This window comes from Mesorhizobium sp. SP-1A (assembly GCF_032460275.1).
GTDB lineage: Bacteria > Pseudomonadota > Alphaproteobacteria > Rhizobiales > Rhizobiaceae > Mesorhizobium.
The window spans coordinates 84,523-96,525 of record NZ_JAVXZD010000001.1; the positions used below are offsets into that span (position 1 = coordinate 84,523).

Below are 12,003 nucleotides of genomic sequence, written 5' to 3' on the forward strand. Positions count from 1 at the left end.
CGCCGTGACCGCTGCTCCTTCCTGCACCGCCTTTGCGGGCCCGCGCCGCATTGCCTCCGGACCGCTCGCGCAGGTGGCGCTGGCGGTCAAGGCCGCGACCGAGGCGGGCGCGGCCGAGCCAATCCTGGTCTTCGACGATGCGACGGGTCGGGTGGTCGATCTCGACCTGCGCGGCAGCGCCGCCGAGATCGCGGCGCGGCTGGCGCCGGCCGCCGCTCCCGAAGACGAGCCGTTGGAAGCGACGCGCGGCCGCGGCAGGCCGAAACTCGGCGTCGTGGCGCGCGAGATCACGCTTCTGCCGCGCCATTGGGACTGGCTTTCGGCGCAGCCGGGCGGTGCCTCGGTCGCCCTGCGCAAGCTGGTTGATGACGCGCGCCGCACGGCAGGGGCGGCGGACCGGCAGCGCGCCGCGCATGAAAGCGCCTATCGCTTCATGACCACGATGGCGGGCGACCTGCCCGGCTACGAGGAGGCGACGCGCGCTCTGTTCGCCGGCGATCGCGCCCGCTTCGGCGAGCTTTCGGCGGCCTGGCCGCGCGATATCGGCGTACATGCGGACAGGCTGGCGTTTGCGACGGCGGACTCCGGGTGACTATCCTTCCAGCCAGCCGCCGGTGAAGTCCGCGCGGCGCAGGCCGGTAACGATGTAAGGGCAGGCGCGCATCAGCCGCCATAGGAAGTCCGTGCGGTGGTTCTCGATCATCAAGGTTATCGGCCCCTGGTTGATGCCGACATGGTCGGGCGAAACCCAGCCGGGTGCGTTGCCGGCGGGCTCGCCGAACGTCGGATTGAAGCTCGAGGTGAAGCCGTAGGGATTGCCGTTTTTCAGGTCGAGGATATGGAAGTGGCGTAGCGTCGGCAGGACGATCTCCGGCGCGAAGGGCAGCGAGGCGACTGCCGTCCACGGCGAAAGCGTTCCGTCGTCGGGGCCGTAAGGCACGCCGCGCGCCAGATAGTTGAAGAAGCGCCGTTCGCGGCCGTCGATCCGGTGCCTGTCCGGTCCCGGGCCGTCGCTGGCCGTGATGCCCCAGCAGTCCTTGTGATAGCCGGCGAAGCCGCGCGGATTGCGGATGGCGTATTCGCGCTGGATGTAGGTGGCCGTGCGGCTGTTCTCGAAATAGTCCGACTGGTGCCGGCACATGAAGGCGTCGCGGATGCCGCGGAAATCGATCCACAGATGCGAGAACTGGTGGATGAACAGCGGTCCCGCCTGCACTAGCCTGTGGCCGTAGATCGTCTTCCAGGCGTAGCCGGACAGCCAGGCAGCATAGCTTTCCGGCGGCAGCGGGTGCGTCGGCGAGCCGAGGCCGAGCACATAGAGGATCAGCGCTTCGTCGTAACCGAGCCAGTGATAGCGCAGGAAGCCGCGTTCGGGCCTCCAGCCATGCGTCACCAGCGCGTTGCCGTTCTGGGCCCAGCGCCAGTCGGCGCGGCGGTAAAGCAGGTCGGAAACTTGCCGGATCTCGGCTTCCTGCTCGTCGTCCTCGGCAAAATACGCGCCGGCGACGAGTGCCCCGGCCAGCAGAAGGGCGGTATCGACGGTCGAAAGCTCGCATTTCCAGACGCGGCGGCCCGTCTGCATGTCGAGGAAATGGTAGTAGAAGCCCTTGTAGCCGGTGGCGTCCGCTTCTGGCCCATGCGCAGCGTCCCTGAAGAAACGCAAGGTGGCGAGCGTTCGCCGCACGGCGGCCTGCCGGCTCATCAGGCCGCGCTCGACGGCGATCGGATAGGCGCTCAGCGCCATGCCGGTCGCCGCGATGGAGGCGGGCGAGCCTTCTCGGTTGCGGTCCGCGATCAGGCCGTTCGCCGGATTGGCCTCCTTGACGAAATACTCGAACGACAGGCGCTGCGTTTCGTCGAGAAGCTCGTCGTCCGTCAGGACGGCTCCGCCTGCCCGTCGATTCGTCTCGGCATCCATGCCGCCTTTGTAGCACCGCCGCGCGCGGTTGCACCGTGCGCGGCGGTCAATCCTCAGTGATTTGCAGGCCTTGACGACGTGCCGGGACGCCGCGACCGGCGCTCCGCGCTCACTCGTAGATCGGAAAGCGGCCGACCAGTTCCGCCGTTTCCGCGCGCACCTTCGCCTCGACCTTTCCGTTGCCGTCGTCGCCATTGGCGGCGAGGCCGTCGATCACCTCGAGCGTCATGCGGCCGACCTGGCGGAACTCGTCCGCCATGAAACCGCGCGTGGTGCAGGCCGGGGTGCCCAGCCGGACGCCGGACGTCACCATCGGCCCCTGCGGATCGAACGGGATGCCGTTCTTGTTGCAGGTGATGTGGGCGCGGCCGAGCGCGGCTTCCACCGCCTTGCCGGTCAGGCCCTTGCGGCGGAGATCCACGAGCATCAGATGCGTGTCGGTACCGCCCGAAACGATGTCGACGCCGCCCGCGGCGAGCGTTTCGGCCAGTGCCTTGGCGTTGGCGACGACGTTTTGGGCGTAGTCCTTGAAGTCCGGCGTCAGCGCTTCGCCGAAGGCCACGGCCTTGGCGGCGATGACATGCATCAGGGGTCCGCCCTGCAGGCCCGGGAACACGGCCGAATTGATCTTCTTGCCGATTTCCTCGTCGTTCGACAGCACCATGCCGCCGCGCGGGCCGCGCAGTGTCTTGTGGGTGGTGGTGGTCACCACATGGGCGTGGTCGAGCGGGTTGGGATGGACGCCGCCCGCCACCAGGCCGGCGAAATGCGCCATGTCCACGAACAGCTTGGCGCCGACCTCGTCGGCGATGCCGCGGAAGGCCTGGAAGTCGATGACGCGCGGATAGGCCGAGCCGCCCGCGAGGATGACCTTGGGCCGGTGCTTGAGGGCGAGGTCGCGCACCTCGTCGAGATCGATGCGGTGGGTGTCGGGCCGCACGCCGTAGGAGACGACGTTGAACCATTTGCCGGACTGGTTCACCGGCGCACCGTGGGTCAGATGCCCGCCGGCGGCGAGGTTCAGGCCGAGGAACGTGTCGCCCGGCTGCATCAGCGCCATGAACACCGACTGGTTGGCCTGGCTGCCCGAATTCGGCTGGACGTTGGCGAAGCTGCAGTTGAACAGCGACTTGGCCCGTTCGCGGGCGAGGTCTTCCACTTCGTCCACATGCTGGCAGCCGCCATAGTAGCGGCGCCCCGGATAGCCCTCGGCGTATTTGTTGGTCAGGACGGAGCCTTGCGCGTCCAGCACGGCCTGCGAGACGATGTTCTCCGAGGCGATCAGCTCGATCTCCTCGCGCTGCCGCTGGAGTTCATGCTGCAGGGCGTTGCTGACGGCAGGGTCGGACTTTTCCACGCTGGTGCGGAAGAAATGCCGGGTGCTGCCGGTGCCGGATCTTGCGGGGATGTTCATGTTCGTCCTCCGTTATGCGCCGCAAGGCGTCGTTAGCCGGTCCAGCCGAGGCCGGACGAAATGCAGTTGATCGAGAGCAGCAGCGCGTTGACCGCCCGCTTCGGCTTTGCGGTGGTGTCCGTCTGCGCGCGCACCTCCTGCAGCAATTGCACCTGAAGCCGGTGGATCGAATCCATCTGCGGCCGGATGCGGTCGAAATGGCGCTTGAAGGCCGGGAACCGCTCGGACAGTTTCAGCCCGCCATTGACCTCGCCGATCATCTTGCGGGTGAGCGCGTATTCGGCGGCGATCTTGTTGAAGATGCGGTCTCCCGTCTCCCTGTCCTTCACCAGCCCGGCATAGAGCTTTCCGATTTCCATGTCCGACTGGTAAAGACCCTTGTCGACCTCGTCGACGACCAGCCGGAAGAACCGCGACCGCTCGAACATCTGGCGCAGCACGTCGAGACCGGCTTCGCCGCGGACATTGACGAAGGAGTTCAGGGCGCTGCCGATGCCGTACCAGTTCGTCAGCAGGTGCCGGTTCTGCGTCCAGGCGAACACCCAGGGTATGGCGCGCAGGTCCGCGATGTCGCGCGCGCCGAAGCGTCGGGCGGGACGCGAGCCGATCTTGAGCAGCGCCAACTCCTCCACCGGGCTCGCCTGGTTGAAATAGTCGATGAAGCCCGGCTCGTTGACGAGGCCGGAATAGGAGGCCTGCGACATGCCGGTCAGGGCTTCCAGCGCCTCGCTGAATTCCGGATTGTCCTTCAGCTCCGCTTCGTTCGGGGATTTCACGCTGTGGGCGAGCACGCTCGCGGCCAGGATCTCGAGCTGGTAGAGCCCGGTGCCGCGATTGGCGAACTTGGACGACACCACCTCGCCCTGCTCGGTCACGCGCATGGAGCCGCCGATGGTGCCGGCCGGCTGCGCGGCGATGGCGCGGCCGGTCGGCGCGCCGCCCCGGCTCACCGAGCCGCCGCGTCCGTGGAAGAAGCTGATCCTGAGCTTGCGGCGCTGGCCGAGTTCGGCGATGCGGCGCTGCGCCTTGCTGAGTTCCCAGTTCGAGGCCAGGAAGCCGCCGTCCTTGTTGGAGTCGGAATAGCCCAGCATCACTTCCTGCTGGTTGCCGAAGTCGCGCACCGAGCGGCGCACGATCGAAACCGAAAGCACCTGGTCGAGGATGTCCGGCGCGGCCCTGAGGTCCGCTATGGTCTCGAACAGCGGAACGACGCGCAGGCGAACCGTCCCGCTGCCGTCCAGGGCGGTGGCGAGGCCGCTGTACTGCGCCAGCAGGTAGACCGCCAGAAGGTCGTCGGCCGATCTGGTCATGCTCAGGATGAATGCGCCGATGGCGCCGCCGTTCAGTCCGTCCGAGGCGTCGCGGATGACCCCGAACAGGTCGAGCAGTTCGCGTGCCTCCTCCGAAAGCGCTTGCGCGTCGGGTTCGATCTGCTCGCCGCTGCCCAGTCCGGCGCGGATGCGTTCGCTCCATTGCCGGGTGTCGGGCTGCGGCGCCGCCTCGCCGTCGCTGAGCTTGAAGAGCTCGGCGAGGACGCGGTTGACCACGGTCGAGTTCTGCCGGATGTCGAGCGCGACGGTGCGGAAGCCGAAGGTCTCGACCTGCTGGCGCAGCGGCCGCACGAAGCGCCGCGCCACCGAGCTGCCGCCCAGCGCGCACAGAACGTCCTCCAAGGCGCGCAGGTCGGCCCGGAAGGCGTCCGACCGCCTGTAGGGCCGCGCCGAGCCTTCGCCGCGCATCGCCCGCAGGCGCTCCAGCATAGCGGCCGCGAACTGCCGCAACGGCTCGTCGAGGTTACGCGCCACGATTTCGGAGGATGTCCCCGCTCGGTGGAGGGCGCGTGCCAGCACCCGGGTGAATTCTTCCGGAATATCGACGACATTGGCGCTGACGCTCAGCACGGTCACCAGCCGCCGCACCTGCGAGATATACCAGCCGACGACGGCCTTGCGGCATTCCGCCAGCGCATAGGCGGTGACCTTCGCCGTCACATTGGGGTTGCCGTCGCGGTCGCCGCCGATCCAGGACGCGAAGCGCATGAAGGACGGGACCGCAAGCTCGCGCCCAGGATAGTGGCGCGCCAGCGCATCCTCGAGGCTGTCGTAGAGCTTGGGCGTGGCCTCGAAGATCACCTCGCGGAAGAAGTGCAGGCCCCAGGCGATCTCGCGCTCGACCGTCGGCCGCTCCAGGCGCAGTTCGCCCGTCATCCACAGGAGCTCGATCTCGGTCTTGAGGTCGTCCATCAGGTGGTCGCGCTCGCGCGGCGCCCAGCGCAGCTGCTCCAGTTCCGTCAGCTTGCGATAGATGCGGCGATGGATCTCCAGGACGGTGACGCGCTTCGCCTCCGTGGGATGGGCGGTCATCGTCGGGCCGACGCACAGGCTTGCCAGGGTGGCCTGCATCTGCTCGATCGGGTAGCCCTCGGTGGCCATCTCGTGCACCACATTGGCGAAGGAGCCGACCACTTCCACTGCCCCGCCGACCTGTTCCGTCTCGCGGCGCGAGCGCATGGCGAGCAGTTCGTTGGCGATCGCCACGAGCTGGAACCAGATTCCGGTGGCCTGCAAGGCGGCAATACGTTGCTCAGGGGCGAGCGAGTCGAGACTGGCCCGCCCGTTCATCACGTCCGCTAGCCCGGGCTCGCGCTGGCTGACGACCGAAACCAGCAGTCTGTGCAACAGGCTGCGGACATCTTCGCGAAAGCGGAGTGGCCTGCTTTGTTCCATCGCGGCCTCCATTGATTTGCCGGATTTGCCGGCTTGCGCCAAGGATGCAGGAGAGCGCGTTTTGCGCTTTGCCGAAACGCCCGGACGGGTAGAAATCCCGTTCTATCGGGTGGGCGCTTGAGGGGGCCGGCGCGTTGGCCTTGCGGGCAGCCTTTCGCCACCCGCTCGGGCGAGAGACGAGCGGGCGGCCGTCTGTTACGCATTGGACGATCCGCGCGCGATCTATTGGGCCAGCAGCAAAGCGGATGGACGGCGCTTAACCTGAGTGCAAGTATGTTGTCTGGAATGAAACATTGAAGAGGCCGCCCACCGCAGTTCGATCCTGAAAAATCCGTGCGACCGGTCGCGATCTTGACGAGCCTAGGAGAGGAGTTCGTACATGCAGAAAGTATTGCCCGGCCTTGATGAGGGCCATGCGCCGATTGCGCTTCAAAATGCTTTCCATGACGCCGTCGAGGCGCTGGAGGACTGGGTTGACGGCGAGGAGCCTGAGGTAAGGATCGAAGGCGCCCATTATCCGATCAGCATGATCTTCACCCATATGCGGGCCTGCACGGACCTCTTGCCCCACAGGACCCGGGACACGATCGAAACCATAGTCGACAGAAACGTGCTGCGCTCGGGCGCCGGGCTCTATGCAGACGGCGCCAGGATCGTGCTGCCCCTGTGCGACGAACGCCTCGAACGCCTGCAACAGGCTCCGGCACCGGTCGGGATGGCGTTGTCGCAATCCTGCATCTAAGCGGGTCACCACGCCAGGCTGAAATCCTGGGCTGAATTCCGTGCAGCCGCGCGGAACGCCGTTTTATTTTCCTGTTTTAAACCAGGGGGCCTCGCTTCATGCGAGTGTCCTTGCACGCCATGCGAGAAAGAAATCCAGCTCTTGGGTGTTGTGGAACACTGAAGGAAAGTTTACCTTTAGGAAAATAAAGCCAAGGAAGCGCGGGGAAGGCATGGCAAAGGCGAAGGTTGCGGAGAAGCCGGCGAACGACGACAAGGAGAGCCGTTCGCTCGCCGCCGGTGGTGGAGTAGCCAAAGTGTCGCCCTTGATGCAGGACCCCCATGCCATCCGCGACGAGCGGGAAAAGGTGCTGGAGGTCGCGATCGGACACGAGGTGCGCGCCTTCCGCAAGAAACTCGGCATCACGGTTGCCGATCTGGCGACCGCCACCAACATTTCGCTCGGAATGCTCTCGAAGATCGAGAACGGCATCACGTCGCCGTCCCTGACCACGCTGCAGGCGCTTTCGCGTGCGCTCGGCGTGCCGCTCACCTCGTTTTTCCGCCGCTTCGAGGAGGAGCGCAACGCCGTTTTCGTCAAAGCGGGGCAGGGTGTCGACGTCGAGCGGCGCGGGACGCGCGCCGGCCACCAATATACCTTGCTCGGCCATATCGGATCGAACTCGGCCGGCGTGACCGTCGAGCCCTATCTGATCACCCTGTCGGAGGAATCCGACGTTTTCCCCACCTTCCAGCATGACGGCATGGAGTTCCTCTACATGCTCGAAGGCGAGGTGGTGTACCGGCATGGCAACCATCTCTATCGCATGGTGCCGGGCGACAGCCTGTTCTTCGACGCCGATGCGCCGCACGGCCCGGTGGAACTGACGCGTCTGCCGATCCGCTATCTGTCGATCATTTCCTATCCGCAGCGCGCCGGCCGCGAGTAGACATCGGTTCAGGGCCGGTCGCTGAACGCCGACGGCCTTGGCTTGCGGCGCTGGTATCGCACGGCCGAGGGGTGCCCGCGCGGGCATCGAGCGGTTCCATTTTGCATTCCAGATCGAATTGCTTTTCCGCGTTTGCAAGAAAACGCGGCAAACGCCTTCGGGTTGACAACCCGGAAAGCGAATGATTTCCTCATCATCAAATTTGTTGCCTGACAGTATACGGCGCCAGGCAGCAAAGCTGGCCGTTGCCAGTGGGGGGAGGGACGTCGTCAGAGAAAGGAGAAGAATTGGAGCTCGGGCTGCCGCCCGGGTCGACAGCACGATTTTGCCGATTTCATTCAGGTGCTTGATTCCAATGGAGGAGAGACGATGGGCAAGCGAATACCTGTTTTCGACTTGATCGAACGCGAGGACGTTCGATCGGAGTTCTTTGAAAAGTTGGACACGGATGAAGAGAGGAGCATCCAGTGAGCTACAACGAATCTACGGCAACCGACGTCCTGGATTATGAACAGGGCAATCTGCAGACAGGAACGAATTGGTGGGGCGCCTTCGTCATCGGCCTTGCCGGAACCATTCTGGTAACCGGCGCGGCGCCCGCGTTCCTCACCGTTTTCGGTGCTTCCTACATACCTTTCATTACCTTCTTTACCCTGACGGGCGTCGTGCTTTGCCTGTTGCTGGCCGAATTGTCGGCCATGATGCCGGGCCGCACCGGCGGATCGCCGTCCTACGCCTATCCGGCTTTCAAGAACCGCTGGCCGCGGCTCGCGCCCCATGTCAACGGCGTCACCGCCTGGATGTACTGGGTCGGCTGGATGCCGGTGGCACCGCTCAATATGATATTGGCGTCCTTCTATATAACGCATCTTTTCGGCCTCGATGCCACGCATGGCATCACGCCCATCAGCACGTTCATTCCGTGGTGGACGCTGGCGATCACCGCCGTGGGGCTGATCGTCCTGTCGATCCCGGCCTATCTCGGCATCCGCTTCGGCACCTCGATGGCGACGATCCTGGCGGTTCTGTCGATGATCCCGCTGACCTTTCTGTCGATCGGCTTCATCTTCAATCCCGGCGCCGCGAACTGGAGCGAGCTCGCCGGCTTCCCGCATCTCGACGGATCGAGCTTCCTCAGTCCGATCGGCGGCTATCCGGCCTGGATGATGTATGTCGCCTACGCTTTCCCGTTGCTGTGGACGGTGATCGCCTATGAGGCGGCGGCCTGCTACATCGGCGAATGCAAGCATCCGGGGCGGGATGCGAAGATCGCCATGACGCTGGAAGGCGGCTACGGCGTGTTCGTCTATACCATGCTGCCGATCTCCTTCGTTGTCGTGCTCGGCGCCAAGGCCATCTCGGACCCGGCCTTCGTCGATCCCAAGACCATGTTCGTCACCTTCGCCAGCAACATCTTCCCCGGCGTGGCCGGCGCGGTGATGGAATGGCTGATGGCCGGCATGCTGATCGTGGCGCTCGTGCTGTCGGCGCTGAACTCGCTGATGGGCTGCTCGCGCTCGCTCTATCAGATGTCGCTCGACGGGCAGTTCCCGCGCTTCTACCAGCACCTGAACAAGCACCATGTGCCGGACCGGGCCATGATGACCAACGTGGCCGCAAGCCTGCTCATCGCCTTCATGGGCGGTGCGATCGAGATCTATTCCTTCTCGAACGTGGGCTATCTCGGGTCGTTCGTTCCCGTGCTGATCGGCTACTATCTGCTGCGTAACGATCGGCCGAACGTGAACCGTCCGTTCCGGCTGCCGGAATTCTTCAAATATGTGGCTCTCGCGCTGGCGGCGCTCTACTTCTTCGTCTGGCTCGTCGGCGGACTCATATATTCCTACATCGGCGGACAGGCGATCTACTATTTCCTCGGCGTCGCGACCATCTTCATGTACCTGCCGCTGTACTGGTACAGGAAGGCGGAGGATCGCAGGGCCGGCGCGGTATCGCTCGACAGGCCCCTGACCGAAGCGGCGGGGGGCTGATCGATGTTGCGCAACCTCCTGCTGCGAACGCGGCCCGTCCACCCGCGTGAGGGTTCGAAAGTTCTGGTCGCCTCGGAAGGCCGGAGCTTCGGCGAAGACGTTCTGCAACTGGCCGCCCGCATCTCCCGGGAGGGGGGCGGCCAGGTCCGGGTGCTTGCCGTCGCACGGCTCTGGGGGACGGGCTTCGGCCTGCCCAATCCGGGCCTGCGGCCGAGCAAGCGTGAAATGTCGGAGCAGGAGGAAAACGTCGGCCGCGCCATCGCCAGGCTGGAAGAGCTTGGCGTGGCGGCCGACGGCCACATCGTCATCACCCGCAATCCTCGCAAGAGCATTCTGCGCGAGGCGGTGCGGCACGGTTGTGCCGCCATCGTCATGGGAGCCGATCCGCAGCGCAACTGGCTGATCGGCTCGATGATGTGGAGCCAGGAGCCTTATCGCGTTCGTCGAGGTGCGCCCGTTCCGGTCCACCTTGTCGAGACATCGGCGGCAACCGCCGCCCGGTCGCGCATGGAGCCGGCGTCAAAGGCGCCGGCAAAATTGCGACTTGTCTTAAATGAAAAAAACATTCATCACAGTTGAATTGCGTCAAAGACCCTGCTACCTTTCATTTCAGCAGGCATGAGCTGGGAAGAGGTGAGATACCGATGTGTGGCATTGTAGGGCTGTTCCTGAAGGACAAATCGCTGGAGCCGCAACTGGGCTCCTTGCTGTCGGATATGCTGGTTTCGATGACCGACCGGGGTCCCGACAGCGCGGGCATTGCGATCTACGGATCGACTGAGAAGAATCGCGGCAAGATAACGATCCAGTCGCCGACTCCGGACCGCGACTTCGCCGGTCTCGATCAGGAGATCGCCAAGAAGGTGGGGGCTCCCGTCGCGATGACGGTGAAATCCACCCACGCCGTGCTCGAGGTTCCGGTGGACAAGGTCGAGAGCGTTCGCGGCGCGATCGCCGAGCTGCGTCCGGACGTTCGGATCATGGGCGTCGGCGAATCGATCGAGATCTACAAGGAAGTCGGCCTTCCGGAGAAGGTGGCCGAGCGTTTCGAACTTTCGAAGATGTCCGGCACGCACGGCATCGGCCATACCCGCATGGCCACCGAGTCGGCCGTGACGACGATGGGCGCGCATCCGTTCTCGACCGGCCCCGACCAGTGCCTGGTGCACAACGGTTCGCTTTCCAACCACAACAACACCCGTCGCGAGCTGAAGCGCGAAGGCATGAAGTTCGAGACGGAAAACGACACCGAAGTCGCGGCCGCATATCTCTCGCACAAGATCGCGAGCGGCATGGGTCTGGGCGAGGCTCTCGAGGCCAGCCTCAACGATCTGGATGGCTTCTTCACTTTCGTGGTGGGCACCAAGAACGGCTTCGGCGTCGTCCGCGACCCGATCGCCTGCAAGCCGGCCGTCATGGCCGAGACCGACCGCTATGTGGCGTTCGGTTCCGAGTATCGCGCCCTGGTCAATCTGCCGGGCATCGAGCAGGCGAGGGTCTGGGAGCCCGAGCCGTCAACCGTCTATTTCTGGGAGCATTGAGACGATGCCTACATCCAATCTCGCTACTATGCCCGCCAGTGCGCGGGCCGATGAGGCCCGGATCGTCGATCTGGCGGAAATCTCGCTCAGGGACCTGAACCGGGCCCTGCATGATCCCCAGGAAGTCGCGCGCGACACCGCCTGGGAAGTTCTCAACCCCAAGGGCAGCCATGCCGTGGCCGTCGGGGTCGAGGCGCCCATCAATGTGGATGTGCGCGGCAGCGTCGGCTACTACTGCGCCGGCATGAACCAGAAGGGCACGATCACGGTCCACGGTTCCGCTGGTCCGGGCGTCGCCGAGAACATGATGTCCGGCACCGTCGTCGTGAAGGGCGACGCCTCGCAATATGCCGGCGCCACCGGCCGCGGCGGCCTGCTGGTCATCGAGGGCAACGCCTCGTCGCGTTGCGGCATTTCGATGAAGGGCATCGACATCGTCGTGCGCGGCAATGTCGGCCACATGTCGGCCTTCATGGCGCAGTCGGGCAATCTGGTCGTGCTGGGCGACGCCGGCGACGCGCTGGGCGATTCCATCTACGAAGCTCGCCTTTTCGTGCGCGGCAAGGTAAAGAGCCTCGGCGCCGACTGCATCGAGAAGGAGGTGCGTCCCGAGCACATCGCGATCCTGAAGGGGCTTCTGGACCGCGCGGGCATCACCGATGTGAAGCCGGAGGAGTTCAAGCGTTACGGCTCGGCGCGCACCCTCTACAATTTCAACATCGACAACGCCGACGCGTATTGAG

General features: G+C 64.9%; 10 protein-coding genes. 7 read left to right on the forward strand and 3 right to left on the reverse strand.

The window, feature by feature from the left end:
• The first annotated feature begins 4 nt into the window (after nucleotides 1–4).
• The gene (locus tag QU595_RS00380) at nucleotides 5–592 is read left to right on the forward strand and encodes a DUF2239 family protein (RefSeq protein WP_315918185.1); all 588 of its coding nucleotides are present in this window, start codon (nucleotides 5–7) and stop codon (nucleotides 590–592) included.
• Here QU595_RS00380 and QU595_RS00385 read toward each other — a convergent pair whose 3' ends face one another.
• The 3 genes from QU595_RS00385 to QU595_RS00395 form a co-directional block, all read right to left on the reverse strand.
• The gene (locus tag QU595_RS00385; RefSeq protein ID WP_315918187.1) at nucleotides 593–1,918 is read right to left on the reverse strand and encodes a glucoamylase family protein; all 1,326 of its coding nucleotides are present in this window, start codon (nucleotides 1,916–1,918) and stop codon (nucleotides 593–595) included.
• Between the two features lie 109 nt (nucleotides 1,919–2,027).
• Nucleotides 2,028–3,332: a serine hydroxymethyltransferase gene (glyA, locus tag QU595_RS00390; protein WP_315918189.1), complete on the reverse strand. Its 1,305-nt coding sequence runs from the start codon at nucleotides 3,330–3,332 to the stop codon at nucleotides 2,028–2,030.
• 32 nt (nucleotides 3,333–3,364) lie between these two features.
• A complete protein-coding gene (locus QU595_RS00395; RefSeq protein ID WP_315918191.1) occupies nucleotides 3,365–6,058 on the reverse strand; it encodes a phosphoenolpyruvate carboxylase in 2,694 nt (897 codons plus the stop codon).
• 379 nt (nucleotides 6,059–6,437) lie between these two features.
• On the opposite strand from QU595_RS00395, the gene QU595_RS00400 reads away from it, so the two are divergent.
• The 6 genes from QU595_RS00400 (at nucleotide 6,438) to QU595_RS00425 (ending at nucleotide 12,002) form a co-directional block, all read left to right on the forward strand.
• The gene (locus QU595_RS00400; RefSeq protein ID WP_315918193.1) at nucleotides 6,438–6,800 is read left to right on the forward strand and encodes a hypothetical protein; all 363 of its coding nucleotides are present in this window, start codon (nucleotides 6,438–6,440) and stop codon (nucleotides 6,798–6,800) included.
• A 211-nt stretch (nucleotides 6,801–7,011) separates the two neighbouring features.
• Nucleotides 7,012–7,728: an XRE family transcriptional regulator gene (locus QU595_RS00405; protein ID WP_315918195.1), complete on the forward strand. Its 717-nt coding sequence runs from the start codon at nucleotides 7,012–7,014 to the stop codon at nucleotides 7,726–7,728.
• Between the two features lie 467 nt (nucleotides 7,729–8,195).
• Nucleotides 8,196–9,719, forward strand: a complete 1,524-nt coding sequence (locus QU595_RS00410; RefSeq protein ID WP_315918197.1) for an APC family permease — start codon at nucleotides 8,196–8,198, stop codon at nucleotides 9,717–9,719.
• A 3-nt stretch (nucleotides 9,720–9,722) separates the two neighbouring features.
• Nucleotides 9,723–10,298: a universal stress protein gene (locus tag QU595_RS00415; protein ID WP_315918198.1), complete on the forward strand. Its 576-nt coding sequence runs from the start codon at nucleotides 9,723–9,725 to the stop codon at nucleotides 10,296–10,298.
• 65 nt (nucleotides 10,299–10,363) lie between these two features.
• The gene (locus QU595_RS00420) at nucleotides 10,364–11,260 is read left to right on the forward strand and encodes a glutamine amidotransferase family protein (protein ID WP_315918199.1); all 897 of its coding nucleotides are present in this window, start codon (nucleotides 10,364–10,366) and stop codon (nucleotides 11,258–11,260) included.
• A gap of 28 nt (nucleotides 11,261–11,288) precedes the next feature.
• Nucleotides 11,289–12,002 carry a protein GlxC gene (locus QU595_RS00425; protein WP_410000483.1) on the forward strand — a complete coding sequence of 238 codons (714 nt, stop codon included), beginning with the start codon at nucleotides 11,289–11,291 and terminating at the stop codon, nucleotides 12,000–12,002.
• Nucleotide 12,003 lies beyond the last annotated feature (1 nt).